Consider the following 22,922-nt stretch of genomic DNA (forward strand, 5'->3'; position numbering starts at 1 on the left):
GCGTGGGCTTCGCGACGTGAGGCGCTGCCTGGTTTGTTCGAAGATGTCTTTGCTGAATTTAGCCCCGGAGGCAAGGCGGTGGCCGTCGGCGTGGCTGTTCGCGACCTCCTCGCGGGTTCTCTGACGCAACAGGGCTTTACCGGCCCGAGGGTTTGCTGCGCCCCTGGGGCACTTCGGAGGATCATCCCCGGTGTGAGTGGATTCGACGACGCATTACGACGTGCTCGCCAAGTTGAAGGCCTGCGACGGTTTGAAGCAGAAAACGCATAGATACGCCTCGCCAACAGCGTGCGGCAGTTCGCGCAACTAATGAGACAACGTAACGTTCCTACGACCCCGCTCAGAAAGTTGGTTGCGCGAGGGCGGAATTCGTACTGGGCGGAGGACGGCGAGTTTTGGCTGATCGAACGGCCGTTTACGAGCAACGCCGTAACCCCTGGTGGCGAACGGGACTGATGCAGGGATAGGTGACAACCGAGATGGCTTGCCTTCGGGCGGGCTGGAAGGATGTCGCTGTGCCCAAGCCCTACCCTCGTGAGTTCCGTGACGATGTCGTCCGGGTTGCTCGCGACCGTGATGCCGGGGTGACGCTGGAGCAGATCGCCGCCGATTTCGGGGTCCACCCGATGACGCTGTCGAAATGGATGCGCCAAACCGACGTCGACGAAGGCACGAAGCCAGGCAAGACCTCGAGCGAGTCGGCGGAGTTGCGTGCGGCGAAACGCCGAATCCGGTTGCTGGAGCAGGAGAACGAGGTCCTCAAACGGGCCGCCGCCTATTTCGCGCAGGCGAGTCTGCCGGGAAAATGACCTACCCGCTCGTTCGTGAGCTGGCCGAAGACGGGATTCCCGTCGCGGTGACGTGCCGGGTGTTGGGGCTGGCCCGCCAACCGTTCTACCGGTGGCTCGCCGAACCTGTCACACCGGCCGAGCTCGAGCAGGCCTATCGCGCGAACGCGCTGTTCGACGCTCATCGAGACGATCCGGAGTTCCGGCTATCGGTTCCTGGCCGACGAGGCCCGCGCCGCGGGTGAGCCGATGGCAGACCGGACCGCGTGGCGGATCTGTTCGGCCCGAGGCTGGTGGAGCGTGTTCGGCAAGAAGCGCGGTGGAAAGGGCCGGGCCGGGCCGCCGGTCCACGACGATCTAGTGCTCCGCAATTTCACCGCTGATGCCCCGAATCGTTTGTGGCTCACCGACATTACCGAACATTGGACCGGTGAAGGCAAGCTCTATCTCTGCGCGGTCAAGAACGTGTTCTCCAATCGGATCGTCGGCTATTCCATCGATTCCCGGATGAAATCGGTATTGGCCGTCCACGCGCTCAACAACGCGGTCGCCCGCCGCGGCGACGTGGCCGGTTGCGTCCTGCACAGCGACCGTGGGTCGCAATTTCGGAGCCGTAAGTTCGTGCGCGCCTTGACTCGTCACGGCATGGCCGGATCCATGGGCCGGGTCGGTGCGGCTGGCGATAACGCCGCGATGGAGAGCTTCTTCGCGTTGCTGCAGAAGAATGTCCTCGATCGCCGACCCTGGTCCACGCGTGAGGAATTGCGCCTCGCGATCGTCACCTGGATCGAACGCACCTATCACCGGCGGCGGCGACAGGCCGGGCTCGGCCGTTTGACCCCCGTCGAATACGAGGTCATCATGACCGTACCGGCCAGTCAGGCCGCGTGACCGAAACTGTCACCGGATCCTGCATCAGTCCCGTGCATAAGGTAACTGGAGTTCTTGACCATGCGTATTCGTACTGCTGCCGTCACCTTCGGCGCCGCACTCGGCCTCGGCGCGGTCGGCGCGGTCGTGCTGCACTTCTACGATGGCGGGTCCAAGGATCATACGTACCTTCAGGTCGGCGACTGCTGGGACTACAGCACCCGATTCGACGAAGCAGTGCACCTGAAGCCGTGTTCCGGTCCGCATTACGGCGAAGTGATCCTCAGCGGAGACAGTTCCACCCTCGCTCCGCGTCCGTCCGGAGGGCTTGACGCTCCGGGCTCTTGCAAACAGCAGCTGAGCGCAATCCTTTCGAAGAACAGTCATCTGGACTTCTGGATGATCCCAAGCGGCACCACCACCCTTTGCGCGGTAATCTCCGCCGATCATGGTGGCACGCGGACCGGAGGCCTCACCGGCAGAGTCGATCGCTGACCCATGTCGCGATCCCCGAACGCGTTCAGCGCACGCGAGGCCAGTCACGGCCGAGGTTTGAGTATCTGACTGACCAGTGAGAGCGTGACAAGAATTCCAGCAACCCCGACGCGTGCGCTGAACTCGGCATGACGGGAGGTTCTGCGCCGCAGTCGATCTCGTTACGCCGATCGCGCGGAGACGCGGTTTGAGCGGATGTCTGTGATGCTGGTGTCCTGGACGGAGTGAATGACCGCTCGAGGACTAGAGTCGGATTCATGAAAGACCGACCTGTCCTCGTCGCGGCCTTGATCGGGGGCTTCATCGGCGCAATGCTGTCGAGTCCGTTCGCTGTGTACTTCGGCTTCGGCCCTCCTGTGCTCGCTACCGTCATTGTCGGCGTGGGAATCTTGCTGGCGGGAGCCGTAGTGTTCGGCAGTCTCTGTGCTGCACTGGTATTGGCCGTCAAGGCTGATCGGCGTAACGGTGGTTACCGCTGCCGCGGTGCGAGCCAGGCATAGTTTTTCGAAATTACGGTCTGGCGGCGGTGCGGCCAGCAGCCGTAGGGGATGCGCTCATCGGCATAGCGGGATGTCTGTGCTACCCAGCGGGTTACGGGAATCGCTTTGCTATCGCTGCTGTGATCGCGTCCGATGCGTGTTCCTGAATGAAGTGCCGGGCGTGTGGCAGCTCGACGATGTCGAGATCGGTGAAGGCGGCCTTCATCCGCGGGATGCAGTGGTTCGGACGGAACACCATGTCCCGCATGCCCCACACCAGCAGGGTTCGCTTGTCGCCGAGCAGGGCGGGCACGTCTTGGGCGAGTTGGTCCAGCAGCGGGCGCGCGGCACGAATTTCTTTGGGCATCATGGCGAGTCCGCGCCGGGCTTCCGCAGTCGGCCGGTCCGGTGCCCTCATCGATGTAGTGAACCCGGCCGGCGGACGAGTCGAACCAGCGCGACTCGAATGGGTACAGATCCCCGTCGGGAACAAAGTCGATCATCATCAGGCCCCTCCCTCTGGCGCGAGGCTACATGTGGTCCACCGGGGCGCGGTAGACCCCACCGAGAAGACCGTTGAACAAGCCGCGGTTCCGGCGAGTTCCACAGCGCAACTGCTCGATGGTCGGCAATCGGCAGCTGCGGACGTTCGCGAACGCGCGCCATGTCTCGCCCCAGGAACAGACCGATCGGGGGCTGCGTCGCCTCGTGCCTGCCCCACCGGCACGATGCCACCGCTGTAAAGACCAGCGCGATATGGGAGCCACTATCGTGCTCTGTCCATGGTGACTGCCTCAGTTCGATGAAGGCGACGACGGCCTGAAATTGTCGTAGAACTTTCGGCCCGCGGTGCAACGTTTGCAGAGCTCTGGCTCGGCCGGCCGGTGGTCGACACCGTCCATGGCGGGTGGCACGGGGATCGGGTCATCGGTATTACTGATAGCGGACTACCAGCGAAGCAGATGCCGATTTCGTCGTCATCACCATAGAAGACACCGCTGGGCACGAAGCCGAGCTTCTCGTAGAACGGGCCAGGACTGGACGGTCCTTGCCCACAGCCGGCGTAGAGTTCGCTGATACCACGGGCTTTGAGACTCTCGACGATCATTTCGATCGCTCTGCGGCCGACCCCTAGCCCCTGGTATGGCCCTGCCACCATCAGGCGCCAGAGGAACACGCCATGGCATTCGAGACCGTAGTCGTAGTCGTAGCCGTTGTGCAGCATGATGAATCCGGCCGGGTCTTCGCCGACGTAGATAGCGCGGAACCAGGCGCTTTCCGGAGAAATGCGCGTCGGCGATCGAGACCGCGTTGTCGGCGACCATCGCCCGCTGTTCGGTTGTGAGGGTTTCACTCAGGTCGCATATGTCGGCGACGGTGCGCGCGGTGATACGGCGCAGGCTGATCTTTTGACCTCCCTCGGCCGGCGGGCGCTGCGGAGTACATGCGCCTGCTGCGGATCGGGAGCTCGGAGACAACTGAGTGCTCTGGGAAACTGACACGATTCGATCGTATATAGAACGAACGTACATAGAACGATAGTTAGCTGTGGCGATGCTCTCGCTGCCGACTGTGAACCAGCGAGCCGCCCCTGCCGAGCATGCTTCGTCTGCACCTTCGGACCTGCGGCGAAGCGAGCTTCCGCCTACCTGGCGCTCTATCGAGGATGCTGCGCCACCCATGGAAGAAGAAGGGCAATGCGTATGTATGGCGAACGATCGTTTCTGATACGTTAGCTATATGGATAGGTCAGGTGATGCATTGTCTTCCCCCGAAGGATCATCGGCCCGGGGCGCTACGGGCAGGCCCCGGCGGTGGTTACGTCGTACGTTGATCGCGGTCGGCTGCGTGGTGGCGTTGGTGGTGGGTGCGGGCGGGTGGGTGATCTACGCGAACGACTTCGCCATCCGGCAGGAGGAATTGACGATTCCCGGGTCGACCCAGCCGTTGAAAGCGACGTTGGCGCTGCCCGAGCACGGGAAAGGGCCTTTCGGTCTGGTTGTGTTCGTGCATGGGGACGGGCCTGCCAATGCCACCCGTGACTCGTTCTACGAACCGATTTGGGAGTCGCTCGCCAAGGCCGGGTACGCGTCGCTGTCCTGGAACAAGCCGGGAATCGAGGGGGCGCCGGGGAACTGGCTCGATCAGAGCATGCACGATCGCGCGGCCGAGGCCGAGGCGGCGATTGCGTGGGCGCGCCAGCGCGATGATATCGATCCGCGTCGGATCGGTATGTGGGGGATCAGTCAGGGCGGGTGGGTCGTGCCCGAGGTGGCGGCGAATCTGCCCGATCTACAGTTCGTGGTTCTTGTTGGCGCGGCGGTGAATTGGTTGCGACAAGGGGAGTACAACCTGCTCGCCGAGCTGCGGCATCGAGGCGCTTCTCAGGCCGATATCGCCGCTGCTCTCGATCGCCGCAACGCCGGTTCGCAGGCGCTACGCGAGAACGCCACCTATGAGAAATATCGTGCCGCCCAACATGACTCGGACCCGATGTCGGAAGACCGCTGGAACTTCGTTCAGCGGAACTATCGCTCCGATGTGACCACGGTTCTGCCGCAAGTGAAGGTGCCGGTGTTGCTGGTATTGGGCGATGACGATCTCAATGTCGACGTCGACGAGACCGAACGTGTCTACCGCGAAATCCTTCCGCCGCAACAACTCACGGTGCAGCGCTATCCGAACGCCTCGCACAACATCGTCAAGGCCGGCTTCGACAATGACCAGGACTGGCGGGCGGCGGTGGTGGCGCTGTTCGCGCCACGAACGCTGTACGCGCCCGGCTACCTGGATTCCTTGCGTGAGTATGCCGAGAACCAAGTGGTCCGCTGAACAGTGTCACTCCACCGAATCGAGAGGAGCCGGTCCGACATCTGGACCGGCTCCTCTCGACTATCCGATTGATTCCTGCTCGACCAGATAAACAGGGACGCTTCCTGCCTGACGACCCAACACGACATCGAGAACCTCGAAGAACCGCCCGGGGTCGATGACGGCTTCGGGCGGGTGCACGCCCGGCCGACGGGCTGAGCCGTCGATGACCTGCGCCATGCCGATCGCCAACGGGATTCCGGTTACCCGCGCCATATCGGCGAGCAAGGTGTGGGCCGGGTCCTCCGGGGGGCCGGTCAGGTTGAGGTGTGCCAGGACCATGTGCGGGCGCCCTTGCTTGGTGCCGGACACGGCTGCGAAGAACGGCGGCAGCGTGCCGGGCCCCTTGGCGCGCAGCGCTGTCGGCGCCGACCGGAGGATCCGCAGCAGGTTCGGGTCGGCGAAGGCGGCTGCCGCGGCTTCGTTGGTGAGTTTGCCCCGGTCGATATCGCGACGCAGGGTATCGAGGTAGGCCATCGCCCACGTACTCATCACCATCAGATTGATCGCATCGCCGCTGGGTTTCAGGGTGCGTTGCAAGGTGATCGGCTCCGGATGGCCGATGGAGTACGCGGTGCCACGTCGTCCACCGGGAAGCTCCAGCGTGACCGGGCGAAGGGGGCGTTGCTCGCTGAGCCGACCGGCGGTCACACCTTTGATCGTGCCGCTGCTCTGCTGCATCCAATGCACCGATGCGGCAGAGGGGCGACCGTCGGGCCCGAGCAGTTGCGCGTCGTCTCGGGTCGCATCGCCCGCGCCGTCGACGTCGACCGGCCACGCGGTGTAGGCATCGCGAACCGAGTCGAGTTCCGCGGCGGCGATTGCCGCCAGCAAATTGCTGATGCCAGGGCTGGCGCCCATGCCGATGATCGCGCACACGTCCCGGGCCCGCGCCGCCGCGTCGAGTTCGAGCATCTGCAGCGTGGGTTCCCAGTCGTCGCAGATATCGAGGTAGTGCGTCCGGGTGTCGATCGCTGCTTGTAATACCGCCAGCCCGAAGCGGTAGTAGGGCCCTACGGTGTTGAGCACTACGTCGGCCGATGCGAGCGCTGCGCGCAACTGAACATCGTCGGTGACGTCCACCTGGATCGCCCGGACGGCCATGGGTGCGTCGACCAAGCGACGTGCCAAACCTTCGGCTGCGGCCAGATCCCTGTCTGCGACAACGATTTCCGTCACGCCTGGGATATTCACCGCGGTTTGCACGGCCACGGTGCCCATGGCACCGGGCCCACCCAACGCGAGAACTTTCATCGGATGCTCCTGACTTCCAAGACCGGGGGTTGTTTTTTCACGCGCACGGTGCCGCGCACCACTTCGCTCGCGGCCGGCAGAGCGCCGTTCCATCGCCGTCTGGGCGCGGGACCCGCGAGAGCGGGCGTTGGAACCTGCCTCCACACCGCTGATCCCCGGTGCTCGGGTAGTGGTCCGACCTCGGGGACTCGGTGCGGTGATCGTGCGCGGGACTGCTCGCCGGCGCGATGCGTGGGCGGTGCTCCGCGGCCGCAGCCGGGGACGCCAGGACCGTTCCAGTTGTTATCGCTGCGGCCATGAGCAGGAGCGTTGCCCTGCGGTTCAGAGAGTTCATCACCATTCTTTCGTTCGTATTCAATACGAGCGTATCAGCTACGATAGTTTTAACGAGAGACGGAACGGAGCGTGAGATATGGCAGTGCGCCCAGCTGGAATCGCCACCCCATCGACGCCGACGTGGCACCCGGGCATCGATCACCGCTGCGGGATCGACGACGTCCGGCAGCGCAGACCCCACACGCGAGACCTCGAACAGGCGGCGACCGGCGTCATTGTCATAGGAGCGGGCGTGCTGGGAGCCGCCATCGCTTATGCTTTGGCGCGCAACAGCATTCGCGTAACGTGTATCGATCTCGAGGTGCACGGTGCGGGAGTGACCGATAGCGCGTTCGGGTGGATCGGTACTACGCACACCGGCGGCGGCTCCGAACTGCACCACGACGCCATCGCTGACTTCCGCGCGCTGGACGCGGATCTCGAAGGCGCGCTATCGGTCTCCTGGGCAGGGTCACTCACCTGGTTCCGAACGCCGGAAGACACCGAATCGTTCGTGCGAACACAACAGGGGCTGGGATTCCCGATCCAGGCCGTCGATGCCGAAGGCTTCGCACGTCTGGAACCCACCTTGGGTAGCCGACCGGACATCGCGGCGTACGCACCGCACGAAGGTGCTGTTGCGCCGGGACGAATGCGACGAACCCTGCTGGCCGCTGCCCGGGACCTCGGTGCCCGGGTAGTGGAGGCCGCCGTCTCCGAAATCGCTGTCGGGATCGACGGTCGGGCACAGGTCTTCTCCGATGCCGGCGTCTTCCCTGCGCGATATGTGGTGTTGGCGAACGGGCTTGGTGTCCCACGGCTGGCCGCGCAGGTGGGAACCGTGCTCGCGGTCGAGTCCGCACCGGTGATCCGATACACCTTCCGAACCAGTGCGCAGCTGTCGCGGCGAGTCCTGTCCGGTCCGGACTACGAGATCCGGCCCTGGCATCGGGGAACGTATCTCGGTGCGGAGAGCTACACGGCGACGGAAGATCCGTATCGACCGGTGCTGCGGGTACACCGGGCCCTCGACGCCATCCGCCGCGATTTCGGCCTGCGAAATTTCCTGGAGCTGATGGACTTTCGCGTCGGCTTCCGGGCGATGCCCATTGCCGGACGGCCCTATCTGGGCACCCTGCGCACCGCTCCTCAGGTGCTGGTCGCCTGTATGCATTCTGGAGTCACGCTGGCACCTGCCGCTGCTCGCCGGGTGCTGCACCACATCATCGGCACCGCCGAGCTCGCTTCGATCTGATCTTCGCTGAACGGTCCCGAACTACGACGCGTGAGCGGAATCGGTGACCCCTCCGGTGACCTTCGAATACCAGCGGAACAATCGAACAGGTTGCGCGGGTTCGGATTTGAGAAGTTCCGCCCAGCAGGCCGCCACCGCCGCGCGCGCGGCCGTACCGACCCACGGCTGAGGAAGCAGCTGAGGAGGCAGCAGCGGATCCGGCTCCATAGCGTGGGTGAACTCCGCGGCCAACGCGACAGCGATCGTCAGATGCCGAACGGGTGAGGATTCCCGTAGCTCCTGCAAATATTGCTCGGCGGACTCCAGTAGCCGCCGGTGACCGTCGGCGATGCGGCCGAGCGGCCATAACTGCTCGGCGATATCGCGGGGGACGGTATGCCGGCCGGTGGCCAGATCGGTGCTTGTCAGAGTGGTGATGTGATCGGAAACGCCCAGAGTTGTTGCGGCGGAACGGATTCGATCTTCCCACGGATTCGCCGAAACATAGAGGCCACCCTGAATCGGCGCGCCGCCGAGCCGCAGGATGGTATCGCGCATGGAATCGCGGGCATGCCGCGCGGATTCGGGAACGCCGAACGCCACCAGGTGCCAGCGCCCGTCCCAAGAAACCTCGCCGCGATCCTGGGCATACATGTAGCGCACGAAGTCGAGATCCGGTTCGAGACTGTTACGGGTCAGCTCCGTCGCGCGCAGCACAGCCTTGCGGCCGCGACCCTCCTGAACGAACCTGCCCTCCGCCACGAGCCGCTTGATGCAGAGCCGGACCTGTTGATCGCTCATGCTGAGTGCGTTGGCGACATCGTAGAGTTCGCCGGCGGCGATTGTCGCGTCCTCACGAACCAGACTCTCCACCAGCGTGCGGGTGGAGATGTCGGTGTCATGGTACTGGCCCTCGCCCACATTCGCCCCTGCTCTACACGCCGACGAGCTACAGCTATCGTATCTCGTACGTTCGGTTACGTCTCGATCGTCTACTATACGGTAGACCTGTCCGGAGCTGCGTCTACATCGGCGTGATCGCCCGGACGACGAGCATGCGCTGTGGGCTCGGGCAGATCAGGTTGTCCCACGGCAGCCACAGCGATTCGGTGTTGTCGGGCGGGTAGACGCGCAGGGTGTTGGTGCGCAAGGCCGCGCATTCGTTGATCTGCTTGGGATAGGAGATGAACTCGAATTGCGCCGCACCGTCCGGTGCGAGCGTGACCGGAGCTGGCTTGGGTGCTTGCGGGCCCTGATCCCGAACGGCGGGCTCGCCTACCGGCTCACCGGTGGGGCTGTTGGTTTGCGAGATACCCGGGAATCCTTGCAGGACACAGGTTCGTGAGCTGGAGTTGATGAACCTCAGGAACCAGGTCCCGCCCACCGGGCCGCCGACTCCCTTGTCCAGGCGCAGCTGGGCGGTCACGCACTTCGGGGGTGCGGTGTCGGCCGGAGCCGTCGGGTCTGCGACGGCGGTTCTGGTCGCGGGTGCGGGCGCGGGCGCGGGTGCGGGCGCGGCGGTGGCCTCGGGGACACTGCCGCTGGGCTCACTCGTGCGCCCGGGTTGGGTCGGCTGCCCAGGTTGTGCTGACGGCAGCGGGGTTCGGGTGGGCGGCGGCCCGGGTGTCGAGTTCAGGTTGCAACCGCTGGCAGTGATGACGACGCCCGCCGCGAAGCCGGCGACGATCAGTGGCTTGATCCGCATGAGATTCCCTCGAGTTCGATACTGCGACCGTTCGGTTTACAAGCTGCACATCGAGGTGTGCCAGTTCCCGTTACCTGATGTGATCGGCGAGGATCTGGGTAATCGGCTGCAAGTCAATGCAATTCGCCGTAGCTCTGTCCGATACTGCCTGCTCCGGACACCTTCGGGCAAAGTGTTAACGCTGAGCGGTGCAATTCCTGCCCCAGGAAGTGGGGGCCGTCAGAAGTGCCCGAATCAGCGCACCTCATGCATTCGCTCGCTGAACCCGCAGTCGGAGTCGTATGCCAATTCCGGCAGCGCTGTCAGAGGATCTGGTTCCAGATGTGCAGCAGTATGTGTTCGGTGACCTCGATGCCCGAAACCAGGGGCTCGTGTGGACCGGGGACCTCGTACATTCGCACGTGTACACGCGCAGGCCCTGGCGGGGTGATGGGGTCGCGCAGCTGGCCCTGCGTCTCCTCGAGCCAGCTGTGCCGGAGCCGTTGCGCTCCAAGGGCGGTGGTGTAGGTGCACTCATCGATCAGCTCGAGGTCGTCGGGGGGCGCAGGCAACGCTGTGTCGCTGACGGCGACGGTCACACGCGCCATCCCGTCTTCAGTTGCCGTGTGGAGTTGCAGCGCCCCGGCGCCTGGCCGCAACCTCGGCCCCGTCTTCTGGGAGATGGTCCGCAGCTGGTCATCGAGGAGATCGTCGGTCAGGAAAAAGAAACCATCGGCATGATCGACGAGGTCGGTGCGCTCCATGGCTGATCTCCCTACGAGGCTCATCGCGATTCCCGCCACCATGCTAGGTCGTTGCCCGGTGTCGACTCGACCATAAAACTTGTCGCCGTCACGGACAGGGCTCTGGTAGTAGAACTCGCGGATCGCGATTGCTTGGAGGGGGAATCCAACTGGGCCATTGGTCGGCACCGAAAAGGATCTGTTGCCCGCACGGGCACCCGGTTGGGACGGCGCACCAGCGAGACCTGCGGTGTGCGTTCCATTCCGGTATCTGCGGCGGCTGACCCATGCGGACCGTGTAAGGGCTGGCGATGGGTGAGCTCTGCTGGGACACTCTGGTGTTCAGGGCGGAGTTGGAGAAGGGTGGGGGATGACGAAGGCGATGTGGGGGCGGGGCTCCGAGGTGGCGCTTGGTATCCGAGCGTTTCTCTGGGTTGTCGCTGGGCTGGCAGCCGTTGTCGTTGCGTTGCACATTGAGAACGCGAGATCGACTGTTCGCCAAGGTATTCCAGCGAATCCGATCACTGTGCTCGATGGGCTGCTTCGGGGGGAGCTGTATTGGTCGCGCGGCGCGACTGCGATGGTGATCGTAGAGGCCGCGATTGCTGGAATCGGCTGGCTCATACTGGTATTGATCCGTCGGCTCGCTTCTCGCGGACGGCCCGCGATCGACAGCAAGGCTCGGTTCATGGCATCCGGTAAGGCGCTTGGGCCGTTGACCGCAGCCAGTGCACGGCGGAAGGCCGACGAGCTCGGTGTGTGTCTCGGATTCACCGACGCACCGGGCGTTCTGATCGGCACGTCTGTTGCCGGACGACAACGGCTGTACGGCACCTACGAAGACCTCCATCTGGATATTTGGGGTCGGCGGCAAGGGAAGTCGACCTGCCGAGCGATCCCGGCGATTCTGGATGCCATCGGGCCTGTGGTCGCCGCCTCGACCAAGCGCGACATCGTCGACGCGACGCGCGACGTTCGTGCGGGACAAGGGAGTCGGATCTGGGTGTTCGACCCGCATAACGTGGCGGGCGAGGCGCCGAGCTGGTTCTGGGACCCGCTGGCGTGGGTCGGCGGCGACGCCGTTCGGGCTGCTCGTCTGGCAGCTCATTTCGCTGAGGCGGACAACCGCAGCGATGGCGGCGATTACTTCGAGATCGAGGCCGAAGAGTTGCTTGCGACGCTGTTTCTGGCCGCATCGGTGGATCGACGTCCGATTTCACAAGTGTGGGAATGGGTAACATATTCGCAGGACCTAGAACCTGTCGAGCTGCTTCGCCAGCACAGGCATCATTTTGCTGCGGCGGGTCTGGCCGCTGTATACAACGCGGATTGGCGCCCTCGGTACGGCATCTTCGGTACCGCCAAGAAGATGGTCCGTTGCCTACGGTTCCCCGACCTCCACCCCTGGGTCGGCCGGATCAGCGACGACCAGCGGGAGTTCAATGAGCACGAGTTCGTCGATCACAACGAAACGCTGTATGCGTTGTCGGCCGCGGGGACCGGTTCGTCGGCGCCCTTGGTGAGTGCTTTGATCGAATCGGTGCTGGATGTCGCCGTGCGGAAGGCATGGTGGTCCGTTCCCTTGCTCGCGGTTCTGGATGATGCCGCGAATGTGGTGCGGCGCAAGGATTTTCCGCAGTGGTACGAACAACACGGTTCCCGAGGTGCCATTGTGATGGCAATGCTGCAGTCATGGGCCCAAGGCGTCCGACGCTGGGGACACGACGGTATGAACGAGTTGTGGTCGGCCGCCAACATCAAGGTGGTCGGCGCCGGTGTCGACGATGTTCCATTTCTGCGAGACCGGGTGGACGGAATCGGCGGCTGTGGCATCGGGGTATCGGAGCTGCGGTCATTACCGCGCGAGCGAGCAGTGCTGTTCGCATCCGGCGCACCACCGGTGCTGATCGAGACCGCACCATGGTGGACGGGACCTTACGCAGATGACGTAAGGCGATCGATCGATGTTCATCGGCCGAGTAAGCCGACTCTGATGAGTCTGCTCAACACCGCAGCGCCGCCTGAGACGTCACCGAAGTGATCGCCGGTCGACATCGACAAGGTCGAAGGGCCGGCGAGCTATGTTTCAGACCGAGGCAGTTGCACCCCGTGACGCGCATTTATGGCTGTTAGCTTCGACGTATGGAAACTTCGACACCTCCGGACGGCTCTGGCCGTGCTGCGGCCTACGATCCGATCGCGGAAGCTTACGCTGCGGAGAACGCGACCAGTCTCCTCAACGAGTACTACAACAGGCCTGCGATCCGTGATCTGCTCGGTGACGTCGCCGGTAAGCACGTGCTGGACTTGGGGTGTGGCTCCGGTCCAACACTCGTCGACTTGATCAGGGGCGGAGCTACGGCCGTCGGAATCGACGGCAGCAAGGCTCTCATCGACATAGCCCGCGACCGCGTCGGAAGCGCCACAGAGCTGTACGTCGCAGATCTAGCCGAACCGTTGCCCTTCGACGACTCCACCTTCGACGATGTCGTGTGCTCGCTGACGCTCCACTATCTCGAGGACTGGCACTCCCCGCTGACGGAGATACGACGGGTGCTAAAGCCCGGAGGCCGCCTGATCCTGTCTGTGGAGCATCCGCTTGTCATGTGGTTCACCGCCCTCCAGGCAGGCAACACGACGAACTACTTCGCCACGCGGCCCCGGCATGTGACGGACATGGCAGGACAAGACGCCGACCTGACGTTTTGGGACCGGTCACTGTCGACGATGTTCAAGACATTCTCCGACACCGGATTTCGAGTGACCCACCTCGATGAGCCTGGTCCCGCACCGGAAGCGCTGGAGCGGTTCCCAGAATTCTTTGAGAGTAGGGATGACCCCCGCTTTCTGGCCTTCCTGTTCCTGGTCCTGGTCCCGGTAGGTTGACAGTCCGCCAAAAAGTCCCGGCCCGTCCTCTGCCAGCTAACTGACGCACCAGTGCTCGCGACATGTCCCCTGGGCCAACATCTACTCGGATGGATCGCCATCGTCCAGGCCGACGACCTGCCCGGTCGGGCCTCCTTCGCCAACGGGCTCGAGTCCGACCTGAACGCCGTCACCGCCGGCCTGACCATGCGCTGGAACTCCGGCCCGGTCGAGGGCCGCGTCAATGATGTCGCAGACATGTGATGCTGCGGCACAACATCTTTCGTCACGGGAAGTGGGCCAGATCCCAGAAATAACAGACAAAGTCAGCATGGCCCATCAGGGTTGAAGTCCTGAGTCGATGTCTGGTTGCTATGCGCTCGGTGGTGAGGAAGCGACTATGGATGCGAGGACCAAACTATCGTGCAACCTCGGGAGTCCGCCGCCGACATCGGCGGGCCCGTCGCGCCACAGGGTCGGTACGCGGCAGCCGATGACGGTGATCGTGTTTCCCGCGTCGAACGCGTTCATGGTGTGCCACATGAAGCAGGGTTCGACGTCGAACCAGCGCATGCTGCCGCCCCGGCGTGGCATGACACCGAATCGGGCGCCGTGTGTGTCGTCCCACCGCCACGGCAGTCCGGCGGCAGCGGAGGTCAGGTCGAAGACGACGGGCAGGTCGAGGAAGATCACGGACGACGCGGTGATCGCGAAGTCGTGCATCAGGGTGGCACGCGGAACGGGAATTTGCTGTGCTTGCAACAACTTTCCCGTTGCCGCCGCCCGGTAATAGGTGAGAAATGGTGGTCGTTGCCTGGTTCCGAAGAACAGCAGTTCTCCTGTTGTCGGGCAGATCTTGGGGTGGGCGGTCATCGGTGTGTCGAGCGTGCTGCAGAAGGTGAACGGTCCCACGGTGTCGAGCTCGGGAGTGATCTCGTAGGGGAAGCCGCCCTCCTCGAGTGCCAGCAATCGGCCGGCGTGGGACACGATGTGGGTGTTCGCCGTCGTGACTCGGAAATCCATTGTGCCGCTGTGGGAGTCGAAGGCCAGCTCGAACCGGGACTTTCCGGGATTCGCCCACAACGGAGTTCGCACGTATCGGTTGCGATACCAGACCGCCCTGCCCTGCTCGAGTGACACCGCGTGGACCATGCCGTCCCCGGCGAAATAGTGCGGCGACGTTCCCGTGCGCGGATTCGGACCATTGCGCAGGAACACACCGTCGAGGTCGTGCGGGATCGCGCCGATCACCTCGGCCGGTACCGTCGTCACCTCGTCCGCCACCGGGGCGTTGTTGCCCGCCAAATGCAAAGGTCCATCGGTCAGTGTCATGACTGTCCTCCCGCTGCACGCCCAGGATGCAGCGACAATTCGCCGAGAAACAGTCTTGTTCTTCCCGAGTCCGTCAGCCGGTCGGAACATGCGCAGGTCACAGCGCTGCAAAGCGAACCTGCCCAACGTGGGCATGACGATGCTCGTCGTCTACCACGCCTACGCGGCGTTCGACGCTCACAACAAACGACTCGGCGCCGCGGTGATCGTCAGCCCAGACCTCTCGGGCTCGCCGAAACCCCTGCGCCACTCGTCCCGAACGTGACCCGGCAACGGCGGGCGCGGCCTCGACCTCATCGGTACCAAACCTGTTGTGCGGCAATGTCTCGCGCCACAAACATCGTCGCTCGCCCCTCGGGCATGCTCGACGGCCGTTAGTGTCGGTGGATGGATCATGACCTCGTACTCGACTACCTGCGGCGGATCGGAGTCGAGGCATCGGTTCGCCCCGACCTCGACGCCCTGCGCGAACTCCACCGGCGGCATCTCGAGACGGTGCCGTTCGAGAATCTCAGCATTCATCTCGGCGAACGCATCGTGCTCGACGAGAAGCTGTTGGTGGACAAGATCGTGCGACGGCGGCGCGGCGGGTTCTGCTACGAGTTGAACGGAGCGTTCGGCACCCTGCTGTCGGCCCTCGGGTTCCCGGTGACGATGCTTGCCTGCGGTGTGTACGACGGCGGGCACGTCCGGCCGCCGTTCGACCATCTCGTGCTGCGCGTGGACCTGGACCGTCCGTGGCTGGTGGACGTGGGATTCGGCCGAAACTTCTGCTATCCGCTGCGCCTGGACAGCACCGACGACCAACCCGATCCGGCCGGCGTATTCCGGGTCGTCCCGGTCGAGGACGGCAGCGGCGACCTCGACCTGTTGCGCGACGACGCGCGGCAGTACCGGATCGAGGCCCGGCCCCGGCGACTGATCGACTTCGAGCCGTTCTGCTGGTATCACCAGACCTCGCCGGATTCGCACTTCACCGGCAAACTGGTGTGCTCGCGACCCACTCCCACCGGCCGCATCACCCTCAACGACCACACCCTCACTCGCACTGAGAACGGCGAACGCACCGAACAGACCCTGACCGACGAGACGGCGTTGGCCGCCTACCGCGATCTGTTCGGTATCGCGTTGAACCGCCTACCTGCGGTCGCGAAGCGGCGGTAGCTGGTTCCGCGATCGCGCTGCCAGCGGAGGCCGGGACCTCGGCTGATCGAACCAGAAACGCCCTGCTCCGTTGTCGCGGGTCATACCGCTCACGCGTGCGTCGCCGACGCAGTGGAGCCAACTATGTCGAGGAGCCGGTCGACGAGACGGGCCGCTTCGGCGTCGGTCATCGGTTCGGTGAACAAGGCGTGGAAGTACAGGGGCGCCACGACCAGCTCGACCAGGTCGGCCAGCGTGGGGACCGGCTCACCACGCTGTTCGGCACGGTCGAGCATCGCCTGCAGTTGACGCTCGCGTTCGGCGAAGGCCGGCGAACGTCGACGCTGTTGTCCTGGACGGATTTCCATGACCACGGCCCGAAGAATCAGCGGGACATTTCCGTTCCGCAATGAGGTCGCGACCGCGGCGGCGTAGCGATGCAGGTCATCGTGCAGGGCGCCGGTGTCGGGAAGCGACGCGGTGGTGGTCGACCACTCGTCGACCACATCATGCAGCAGGGCTGACATCGTTCCCCAGCGCCGGTAGATCGTCGCCTGGTGCACCCCTGACGCCGTGGCGACCAACGGGACGCTCAGCTCTTCCCACGGATGCGTCTCCAGCAGTTCGAGCACTGCTGCGTGGACTGCGGCGCGCACGCGTGCGGACCGGCCACCGGGCCGCTGCATGGTTCGACCGTCCTCCATACCGAGATCATAACGCGAGATTTCTTGCATTAGTGTGCGACCCTGCGTACCGTCACTAACACGAGGATTTTCGCGTTACAGTTCGGAGGGCATCATGCGACGACAGATCTTCACGTTCGTCGGCCACTACCTCGAGATGGTGCTGGCGATGTTTATCGGCATGGGCCTTCTTGCTCTGCTATGGATGCTGATCTGGCCCGGCCTGCACGACCAACCGGTGGCGAGCACGCTGGTCATGGCAGCCGATATGACGATCGGCATGGCCGGCTGGATGGCAATACGCGGGCACAGCCGACGGATGATCGTCGAGATGTCCGTGGCGATGGTCGCGCCGTTCGTGGTGCTGCTGGTGCCGCTCGTGGCCGGAGCCATCACGGTCGACACCCTGATGATGGTCGGACACGTGCTGATGTTCGGCACGATGCTCGCCGCCATGCTCCTGCGCCGCTCGGACTACTCGCACCGGCGCGGGGCCGTTGTGCAGCCGGCTCGAGTCGAGAACATCGCGACGCCATGACGCCTGCGGATCCGAGAACGAAGAAGGCACCCATGAATCCGTCTACGACCGCGGCCGCCGGTATCGCCCATGCCAAGCGTCCGGTGTCGAGTTACTGGCCTGCCGCGTTGGGGTTGGCAGCCGCGGCCTTCCAGATCGTGACCGGCGTGGCGACCGATGCGGTGGCGATCACGGTGACGGTCGCGGCCTGCTGCTACCTGGCCGCGGCTGCGCTCGGCCGACCCTGGATCGCCTGGGCCGGTATCCCGGTGGGCTCGGTTGTGGTGGTGCTCAGCGAGGTTGCTGGTATCGCCTGGTGGCAGGGCTTGGCGGCGTTCGCGGCCGTGTTGGTCGTGGCCGGTGTGTCGCGCCGGGCACCGGTCCGTCCCTTCACCGCGCAGATTCTGGCGCTGGTGGGGTTCGGTGGCCTCGCCGTAGCCGCAGTGCTGGTCAGCCCGCGCTTGGGCCTTGCCATCGCCGGTATCGCCCTGGCCGGCCATGCCGCATGGGACTACGTGCACTTGCGGCGCAACGCGGTAGCCCCGCGTTCCCTGGCCGAATTCTGCTTCGTGCTCGACATCCCCTTCGGCGTCGCTGCCATCGTCATGGCCATCACCGGATAACTGCCACGCCGCACCCGGCGGGCATCGCGGCAGCGTCCGACGAAGAGCGACGGCGCTTTCCGGCCGACGGCACCCCGGCCGGCAGGTGGTCGGGGTGCGCACCCGGCAGACTGAGGGAATGGGTTCTGGTTCGTCAGCTCGGCCGTCGCCCGCGGATCTGGCCGCGGCGCAGGACAAGACGGTTCCCGATGTGATCGGGCCTGACTTGCGTGTGCTGTTCTGCGGAATCAATCCGGGCCTGTGGTCGGGGGCCACCGGACAGCACTTTGCTCGTCCGGGAAATCGGTTCTGGCCTGCCTTGCATCGGTCCGGCTTCACGCCGCGCCTGCTGCGGCCCGACGAACAGCGAGAACTGCTCGCGCTGGGCTTGGGGATCACGAATGTGGCCGCACGCACGACCGCCAAAGCCGAGCAACTGACCGCCGACGAACTGCGCGCCGGTGGGCGTGCCCTGGTCGATCGGGTCGAGCAGTATCGACCCCGGGTACTGGCCGTACTCGGTATCGGCGCCTACCGCACGGCCTTCGGTCGTCCGCGCACCACGATCGGCCGCCAACCCGAGCGGATCGGTGATACCGCGGTGTGGGTGCTGCCCAACCCCAGCGGGCTCAACGCCCACTACACCCTCGACGCCCTCGCCTCGGAATTCCGCGCGCTGCGCGAGTGGGTCGAAACCGGTTGACCTGCATGGTGACCTCGGAGCCGTGGAGGTCACCTTCGCGGATGAGCTACGGGGTCTCGGTGGTTCGAGACAATAGGCCGCGGTCCAGCGCGACGACGACGGCGTGGGTGCGGTCATTGACGTCGAGTTTGGCGAAAATGCGTAGTAGGTGGGTTTTTACGGTGGCTTCGGCGATGGTGAGGCGTTGGCCGATTTCCGGGTTGGAGAGGCCATCCGCCACTGCGTGCAGGACGTCGATTTCGCGGGGGCTCAGGGCGATCGGGGCGGGGCGGCGGATGCGGGCCACCAGGCGTTCGGCGACCAGGGGGGCCAGGACTGTGCGGCCGCGGGATGCGGCGTGGATGGCCGCGACGAGTTGGTCGCGGGTGGTGTCTTTGAGGAGGTAGCCGATGGCTCCGGCTTCGACGGCGCGTTCGATATCGGAGTCGGTGTCGTAGGTGGTGAGGATCAGTACGCGAGTTGTGCTGCGGGTGGTGATTTCTCGGGTGGCTGCTACACCGTCCAGGATCGGCATTCGTAGGTCGAGCAGTGCCACATCGGGTTTCAGGCGTTCGACCAGTGCGATCGCTTCGCTGCCGTCCGCCGCTTCGCCGACGATATCGATGGACGGCTCGGCGGCCAGCAGGGCCGCGATTCCGGCGCGCATGACGACGTGGTCGTCGGCGAGGATCAGGCGGAGGCGTTCGGCCATGTCAGTTCCGATCGTTCGGCGGTAGGGATGCGAAGATGCGGGTGCCCTCGCCGGGTGCACTCGTCACGGTGAGTTCGCCGCCGAGTTCGGTGAGGCGGTTGCGCATACCTTCGAGGCCGAATCCGCGGGCTTCGTGTGGGGTGAATCCGATTCCGTCATCGGTGATTTCGAGTTCCACGTCGAATGGACCGCGAGTCAGGACGACGGTCGCTGTGCTGGCCCCCGCGTGCTTGCGCACATTCGCCAGCGATTCCTGAGTGCAGCGCAGCAGAGCGATCCGGGTGGGCTGGTCGCACTCGATATCGGCCAACTCCGCATGCACGGTCAGCCCCGTGTCCTCGGCACACCGATCCAGGATCCGCCGCAGCAACTGCGCGATCCGCTCGGTCGCGCCACCGGCCGACGGAGCTGCGCCGACGAGAACTCTCGCCTCCGTGAGGTTCTCGCGGGCCGTGCGCTCGATCGACAGCAACTGTTTGGCGCTCGTCACCGGATCGGTCGCCATGCCGCACCGGGCCGCCTCCGCCAGCACGATGATGGACGCGAAGCCTTGGGCGAGCGTGTCGTGGATTTCACGTGCGAGCCGTTCGCGCTCCTCGGCCGCGCCTTGGCGTTGGTGCGCCGCGGCCAGTTCCGATTGCGTACGTTCCAGTTCGATGCCCAGCAGGTGGGCGCGTTCGTCACCCCGTTTGATCACGCGATCCATCCACAGCCCGAAAAGCACGCCGCCGACCAGGCCGATCAGGGTGAAAACGGCATTGCCCGGCGAGAATCGCGTCCCCGCGACCGTCCCGATCAGCGTGGCCACCGCGCCCGCACCGATGTAACCGATCGCCTGCCGCGGGGTCGCGGTGTAGAGCCAGAACATCGGCAGCGACACGATGAAGAACGCCGCGCCGCCCTCGAGCAGGATGGCCGTCGCGCCGAGCACCAGGACGAGCAGGCCGAGGAAGTCGCTCGACCGCACCCGGGGATTGCTGGGAAACGCCAGCAGGATCAGGTAACTCACGGCGAGCACGGCCATCAGCGCCCACGTCCCGTACTTGACGACGCCGATGCGGTCGTGCACCGCGACCACCGGCGGCCATAGACCGGACAGCACCCAGCACCCGAGGTAGCACCGCCGCAGTATCCGGAACCGGTCGTCGGTGCGCGGCCGTTGGGTCATTTCTACGAGCCTACTTTCACCGGCACGCGGCCCGCGGTGGTGACGGCAGGGCGTGCGGGCCACCAGGTTCGGTCACCCAGCAGGAGCAGCAGCGCGGGCAGAATCACGATCCTGATGACGAAGGCGTCGAGCAGCACGGCCACCGCGAGCGCGAAGCCCATTTGCTTCATCTCCATGATGTGCAGCGGAACGAAACTGGCGAACACCGTCACCATGACGAACGCGGCGCTGGTGACCACGCCCGCCGAACCGCCGACACCGTCGAGCACCGCCTGGCGGGTCGGTGCACCGTTGTCCACGGCTTCCTTGATCCGGCTCAGCACGAAGACCTGGTAATCCATCGACAGGCCGAACAGGATGACGAAGAGCAGCAACGGTACTCGGGATCCGATCGTGCCGGTCGAATCGAAATCGAGCAGGCGCTCGGCCCAGGTGTGCTGAAAAACCAAGGTGAGCAGGCCGAGCGAGGCACCCGCCGAGAGCAGGTTCAGCACCACACCGACCAGGCCGAGGACAATGGAACGGAAGGCCGCGGCGGTCAGCGCGAAGGTCACCAGTAGCAATCCCGCGATGACCAGCGGCAGTTTTTGCTTCTGATGCGCCGGATAGTCCGCGTAGCGGGCCACATCACCGGTTACCGCGTAGTCGATGTTCGGGAGTACGCCGATAGTGGCAGGAACGTAGTCCGCGCGAACCCGTTCGAGTGACCGCAGCGCCGCGTCGTCGCTGACGTGATGCGGGACACGCAGTTCCAGCAGCGTGACCCGGCCGTCGGCCGAGGTGCGGGACTCGTCCGGCCGCATCATCGCCGGATCGTCCGCGGCCCGCTCGGCCAAGGCGCGCAGCGCGTGGGTGACGTCGTTCGCCCGTGCCGGATCCGCCGCGACGACGACCTGGTGCATCGACTTCAGTTCCGGGAAGGCGGCGTTCAGCCGGTCGAAGGTCTGCATGGCCGGGATGGTGCGCGGATGGGTCTCGCGCCCCATATCGGTGAGCTCGAGGCCGAGGACCGGCGCGGTGAGCGCGAGCATGGCGAGAACCGAAACAGCCAGTGCGGCAGCGGGCCTCGCCGCGATCTTGTGCAGCACGAACCCGGTGAACCGCCCGCGCGACGAGGTGCGGCGGACCGGTGCGGCATGCCCGGCCGCTCGGCGCGCGGCCCGGCGCTCGGCCCGATCGGTGAGTACCGTCAACAGCGCGGGCAACGCGGTGAGCGAGCTGGCCACCGAGACCAGGGTCACCAGGATCGCGGCGGTCGCAATAGAAGAGAAGATGACGTCATCGACGAGGTACAGGGTCGCGGTGGAGGCCGCGACGGCGAGCCCCGACACCACCACGGCCCGGCCCGAAGTCGCGGCCGCCACAGCCACCACCGCCCGCGAATCCAGCGCTGCGCCGGGGCGATCGCGCTCCTCCCGTGCGCGCTTCAGGTAGAAGAGCGTGTAGTCGACGCCGACCGCCAGCCCGATGAGCAGGATGATATTGGTGCCGACTCCGTTGTCCGGGAACAGATGTGACGCGGGCATCGCCAGCCCGATGGCGGCAACGATAGAAGAGACGGCCAGCAGCAACGGCACCAGCGCCAGCGCCAACGACCGGAAGACCACCAGCAGCGTGAGCAAGGTGACCGGCACCGCGATCATCTCGGTACGAGCCAGATCCCGGCCGCGCAACGCGTCGACCCCACTACTGATCGAGGGGCCACCCGTCTCTTCGATCAGCAGCCCAGGATTCGCTCGCGCCACCTCCTCGGTCTGTGCCCGCAACGCGCCCACATGCTGATCACCATCAAGCTCCGCACCCACCATGGTCACGTCGACCCGCAACGCCGTCCCATCGGCCGAATACACCGGCACGGCAACAGAATCGACCTCCGGCAGCGCCCGCATCCGGTCGGTGATCTCCCGCGCGGCGCTCTCGGCAGCCGCATCCAACCGCATCCCGTCGTCGGTGATCAGCACCCGCTCCACTGCCCGCTGCTGCAATCCCCCCGAGGCCGCTATGGCCTCCCCGCGTCCCGCCTCACCGATCCGGAAATCCTCGGTCGCCGCGGGTTTCCCGCCGATCCCCACCCCGATCCCGAGGCACAGCGCCACGAAGACAAACCATCCGACGATAGCGGGCCACGGCCGACGCGCACTCCAACCAGCTATGGCTACCAAGCGATTTCGCATGCCCCGAATCCTGCTCGGTCACCTGTCGTCGCCGACAGCCTCGACCGGTCGAACTCGGTGTCCACCGATCGGTGGACACCAGCGGGTGCGACCGCGCATGTCGGCGGTCGTCCCGGCGTACACCCAGGACGGCGGCGATTGGTATCCCGCCATGTGCGCCTCACGCTGGTTCGCCGGCGACCTTAAGGCGGGCTGGATCGTCTGGTGTTACCAAGCAACTCGGAGAGGTTCGCAAGAACGTCTGGAGGCGGATTCGGGCTCCGGAGGGGAGAGCCTCCCGCCTCCAGACGATAAAAGCTCGGGCAGCAACC

Annotated in this window: 22 protein-coding genes and 2 pseudogenes; 13 read left to right on the forward strand and 11 right to left on the reverse strand. The window is 65.0% G+C overall.

Annotation, left to right across the window (positions count from 1 at the left end; translation table 11 throughout):
• Positions 1-515 precede the first annotated feature (515 nt).
• The 3 genes and pseudogenes from IBX18_RS41045 (at position 516) to IBX18_RS41055 (ending at position 2,653) form a co-directional block, all read left to right on the forward strand.
• Positions 516-1,679: pseudogene (locus tag IBX18_RS41045) on the forward strand (IS3 family transposase).
• Positions 1,680-1,733: 54 nt separating this feature from the next.
• The gene (locus IBX18_RS41050; RefSeq protein ID WP_194838817.1) at positions 1,734-2,153 is read left to right on the forward strand and encodes a hypothetical protein; all 420 of its coding nucleotides are present in this window, start codon (positions 1,734-1,736) and stop codon (positions 2,151-2,153) included.
• A gap of 257 nt (positions 2,154-2,410) precedes the next feature.
• Positions 2,411-2,653, forward strand: coding sequence for a hypothetical protein (locus IBX18_RS41055; protein WP_194838818.1), 243 nt, complete (start codon positions 2,411-2,413; stop codon positions 2,651-2,653).
• A gap of 91 nt (positions 2,654-2,744) precedes the next feature.
• On the opposite strand, the pseudogene IBX18_RS41060 reads toward IBX18_RS41055, so the two are convergent.
• Together IBX18_RS41060 and IBX18_RS42705 are read right to left on the reverse strand one after the other, a co-directional pair.
• A pseudogene (locus IBX18_RS41060) lies at positions 2,745-3,032 on the reverse strand (haloalkane dehalogenase); the annotation flags it as partial.
• Positions 3,033-3,398: 366 nt separating this feature from the next.
• Positions 3,399-3,857 (reverse strand): GNAT family N-acetyltransferase, encoded by a 459-nt coding sequence (locus tag IBX18_RS42705; RefSeq protein WP_373889277.1) that lies wholly within the window; start codon positions 3,855-3,857, stop codon positions 3,399-3,401.
• A gap of 605 nt (positions 3,858-4,462) precedes the next feature.
• On the opposite strand from IBX18_RS42705, the gene IBX18_RS41070 reads away from it, so the two are divergent.
• The gene (locus IBX18_RS41070; RefSeq protein WP_228542582.1) at positions 4,463-5,464 is read left to right on the forward strand and encodes a S9 family peptidase; all 1,002 of its coding nucleotides are present in this window, start codon (positions 4,463-4,465) and stop codon (positions 5,462-5,464) included.
• 60 nt (positions 5,465-5,524) lie between these two features.
• On the opposite strand, the gene IBX18_RS41075 is transcribed toward IBX18_RS41070, so the two are convergent.
• The gene (locus IBX18_RS41075) at positions 5,525-6,757 is read right to left on the reverse strand and encodes a saccharopine dehydrogenase family protein (RefSeq protein WP_194838820.1); all 1,233 of its coding nucleotides are present in this window, start codon (positions 6,755-6,757) and stop codon (positions 5,525-5,527) included.
• 412 nt (positions 6,758-7,169) lie between these two features.
• On the opposite strand from IBX18_RS41075, the gene IBX18_RS41080 reads away from it, so the two are divergent.
• A complete protein-coding gene (locus tag IBX18_RS41080; RefSeq protein WP_194838821.1) occupies positions 7,170-8,327 on the forward strand; it encodes an FAD-binding oxidoreductase in 1,158 nt (385 codons plus the stop codon).
• A gap of 21 nt (positions 8,328-8,348) precedes the next feature.
• Here the strand turns inward: IBX18_RS41080 and IBX18_RS41085 are convergent, their stop codons facing one another.
• The 3 genes from IBX18_RS41085 to IBX18_RS41095 all read right to left on the reverse strand — a co-directional run bounded on the left by IBX18_RS41085 (position 8,349) and on the right by IBX18_RS41095 (position 10,754).
• Complete coding sequence (locus IBX18_RS41085) at positions 8,349-9,227, reverse strand: PaaX family transcriptional regulator C-terminal domain-containing protein (RefSeq protein ID WP_194838822.1); 879 nt, start codon at positions 9,225-9,227, stop codon at positions 8,349-8,351.
• Positions 9,228-9,330: 103 nt separating this feature from the next.
• The gene (locus IBX18_RS41090) at positions 9,331-10,011 is read right to left on the reverse strand and encodes a DUF4232 domain-containing protein (RefSeq protein ID WP_194838823.1); all 681 of its coding nucleotides are present in this window, start codon (positions 10,009-10,011) and stop codon (positions 9,331-9,333) included.
• Positions 10,012-10,313: 302 nt separating this feature from the next.
• On the reverse strand, positions 10,314-10,754 hold the full coding sequence (locus tag IBX18_RS41095; protein WP_194838824.1) for a hypothetical protein: 441 nt from the start codon (positions 10,752-10,754) through the stop codon (positions 10,314-10,316).
• Positions 10,755-11,103: 349 nt separating this feature from the next.
• On the opposite strand from IBX18_RS41095, the gene IBX18_RS41100 reads away from it, so the two are divergent.
• The 3 genes from IBX18_RS41100 to IBX18_RS41110 all read left to right on the forward strand — a co-directional run bounded on the left by IBX18_RS41100 (position 11,104) and on the right by IBX18_RS41110 (position 13,862).
• Positions 11,104-12,774 (forward strand): type IV secretory system conjugative DNA transfer family protein, encoded by a 1,671-nt coding sequence (locus IBX18_RS41100; protein ID WP_194838825.1) that lies wholly within the window; start codon positions 11,104-11,106, stop codon positions 12,772-12,774.
• 101 nt (positions 12,775-12,875) lie between these two features.
• Positions 12,876-13,619, forward strand: coding sequence for a class I SAM-dependent methyltransferase (locus IBX18_RS41105; protein ID WP_194838826.1), 744 nt, complete (start codon positions 12,876-12,878; stop codon positions 13,617-13,619).
• Positions 13,620-13,670: 51 nt separating this feature from the next.
• Positions 13,671-13,862: a transposase gene (locus IBX18_RS41110; RefSeq protein WP_194838827.1), complete on the forward strand. Its 192-nt coding sequence runs from the start codon at positions 13,671-13,673 to the stop codon at positions 13,860-13,862.
• 108 nt (positions 13,863-13,970) lie between these two features.
• Here IBX18_RS41110 and IBX18_RS41115 read toward each other — a convergent pair whose 3' ends face one another.
• The gene (locus IBX18_RS41115) at positions 13,971-14,930 is read right to left on the reverse strand and encodes a carotenoid oxygenase family protein (protein ID WP_194838828.1); all 960 of its coding nucleotides are present in this window, start codon (positions 14,928-14,930) and stop codon (positions 13,971-13,973) included.
• A gap of 88 nt (positions 14,931-15,018) precedes the next feature.
• On the opposite strand from IBX18_RS41115, the gene IBX18_RS41120 reads away from it, so the two are divergent.
• Positions 15,019-15,195, forward strand: a complete 177-nt coding sequence (locus tag IBX18_RS41120; RefSeq protein ID WP_194838829.1) for a hypothetical protein — start codon at positions 15,019-15,021, stop codon at positions 15,193-15,195.
• A gap of 122 nt (positions 15,196-15,317) precedes the next feature.
• Positions 15,318-16,094, forward strand: coding sequence for an arylamine N-acetyltransferase (locus tag IBX18_RS41125; protein ID WP_194838830.1), 777 nt, complete (start codon positions 15,318-15,320; stop codon positions 16,092-16,094).
• A gap of 89 nt (positions 16,095-16,183) precedes the next feature.
• On the opposite strand, the gene IBX18_RS41130 is transcribed toward IBX18_RS41125, so the two are convergent.
• Positions 16,184-16,777, reverse strand: a complete 594-nt coding sequence (locus IBX18_RS41130; RefSeq protein WP_194838831.1) for a TetR-like C-terminal domain-containing protein — start codon at positions 16,775-16,777, stop codon at positions 16,184-16,186.
• Positions 16,778-16,871: 94 nt separating this feature from the next.
• Here IBX18_RS41130 and IBX18_RS41135 point away from each other — a divergent pair, with 94 nt between their 5' ends.
• The 3 genes from IBX18_RS41135 (at position 16,872) to mug (ending at position 18,578) form a co-directional block, all read left to right on the forward strand.
• A complete protein-coding gene (locus IBX18_RS41135) occupies positions 16,872-17,294 on the forward strand; it encodes a hypothetical protein (protein ID WP_194838832.1) in 423 nt (140 codons plus the stop codon).
• Positions 17,295-17,326: 32 nt separating this feature from the next.
• Positions 17,327-17,896, forward strand: coding sequence for a hypothetical protein (locus IBX18_RS41140; RefSeq protein ID WP_228542583.1), 570 nt, complete (start codon positions 17,327-17,329; stop codon positions 17,894-17,896).
• Between the two features lie 118 nt (positions 17,897-18,014).
• Positions 18,015-18,578: a G/U mismatch-specific DNA glycosylase gene (gene mug / locus IBX18_RS41145; RefSeq protein ID WP_194838833.1), complete on the forward strand. Its 564-nt coding sequence runs from the start codon at positions 18,015-18,017 to the stop codon at positions 18,576-18,578.
• 46 nt (positions 18,579-18,624) lie between these two features.
• Here mug and IBX18_RS41150 read toward each other — a convergent pair whose 3' ends face one another.
• From IBX18_RS41150 to IBX18_RS41160, 3 genes are read right to left on the reverse strand one after another with little or no spacing between them, the layout of a single operon-like run.
• Entirely contained in the window at positions 18,625-19,269 is a 645-nt protein-coding gene (locus tag IBX18_RS41150; RefSeq protein WP_194838834.1) for a response regulator transcription factor, read from the reverse strand.
• A gap of 1 nt (position 19,270) precedes the next feature.
• Positions 19,271-20,437, reverse strand: coding sequence for a sensor histidine kinase (locus tag IBX18_RS41155; protein ID WP_194838835.1), 1,167 nt, complete (start codon positions 20,435-20,437; stop codon positions 19,271-19,273).
• 2 nt (positions 20,438-20,439) lie between these two features.
• A complete protein-coding gene (locus IBX18_RS41160) occupies positions 20,440-22,533 on the reverse strand; it encodes an MMPL family transporter (RefSeq protein ID WP_306796640.1) in 2,094 nt (697 codons plus the stop codon).
• Positions 22,534-22,922 lie beyond the last annotated feature (389 nt).

Source organism: Nocardia sp. XZ_19_369 (assembly GCF_015355715.1).
Classification (GTDB): domain Bacteria; phylum Actinomycetota; class Actinomycetes; order Mycobacteriales; family Mycobacteriaceae; genus Nocardia.

Bases quoted from the DNA above. Each gene is read 5' to 3' on its own strand.
- IBX18_RS41055 (WP_194838818.1), top strand. From the start codon at position 2,411: ATGAAAGACCGACCTGTCCTCGTCGCGGCCTTGATCGGGGGCTTCATC.
- IBX18_RS41075 (WP_194838820.1), bottom strand. From the start codon at position 6,757: ATGAAAGTTCTCGCGTTGGGTGGGCCCGGTGCCATGGGCACCGTGGCC.
- IBX18_RS41140 (WP_228542583.1), top strand. From the start codon at position 17,327: ATGAATCCGTCTACGACCGCGGCCGCCGGTATCGCCCATGCCAAGCGT.
- mug (WP_194838833.1), top strand. From the start codon at position 18,015: ATGGGTTCTGGTTCGTCAGCTCGGCCGTCGCCCGCGGATCTGGCCGCG.
- IBX18_RS41080 (WP_194838821.1), top strand. From the start codon at position 7,170: ATGGCAGTGCGCCCAGCTGGAATCGCCACCCCATCGACGCCGACGTGG.
- IBX18_RS41115 (WP_194838828.1), bottom strand. From the start codon at position 14,930: ATGACACTGACCGATGGACCTTTGCATTTGGCGGGCAACAACGCCCCG.
- IBX18_RS41120 (WP_194838829.1), top strand. From the start codon at position 15,019: ATGCGCAGGTCACAGCGCTGCAAAGCGAACCTGCCCAACGTGGGCATG.
- IBX18_RS41095 (WP_194838824.1), bottom strand. From the start codon at position 10,754: ATGGAGCGCACCGACCTCGTCGATCATGCCGATGGTTTCTTTTTCCTG.
- IBX18_RS41090 (WP_194838823.1), bottom strand. From the start codon at position 10,011: ATGCGGATCAAGCCACTGATCGTCGCCGGCTTCGCGGCGGGCGTCGTC.
- IBX18_RS42705 (WP_373889277.1), bottom strand. From the start codon at position 3,857: ATGCTGCACAACGGCTACGACTACGACTACGGTCTCGAATGCCATGGC.
- IBX18_RS41150 (WP_194838834.1), bottom strand. From the start codon at position 19,269: ATGGCCGAACGCCTCCGCCTGATCCTCGCCGACGACCACGTCGTCATG.
- IBX18_RS41100 (WP_194838825.1), top strand. From the start codon at position 11,104: ATGACGAAGGCGATGTGGGGGCGGGGCTCCGAGGTGGCGCTTGGTATC.
- IBX18_RS41130 (WP_194838831.1), bottom strand. From the start codon at position 16,777: ATGGAGGACGGTCGAACCATGCAGCGGCCCGGTGGCCGGTCCGCACGC.
- IBX18_RS41135 (WP_194838832.1), top strand. From the start codon at position 16,872: ATGCGACGACAGATCTTCACGTTCGTCGGCCACTACCTCGAGATGGTG.
- IBX18_RS41155 (WP_194838835.1), bottom strand. From the start codon at position 20,437: ATGACCCAACGGCCGCGCACCGACGACCGGTTCCGGATACTGCGGCGG.
- IBX18_RS41125 (WP_194838830.1), top strand. From the start codon at position 15,318: ATGGATCATGACCTCGTACTCGACTACCTGCGGCGGATCGGAGTCGAG.
- IBX18_RS41105 (WP_194838826.1), top strand. From the start codon at position 12,876: ATGGAAACTTCGACACCTCCGGACGGCTCTGGCCGTGCTGCGGCCTAC.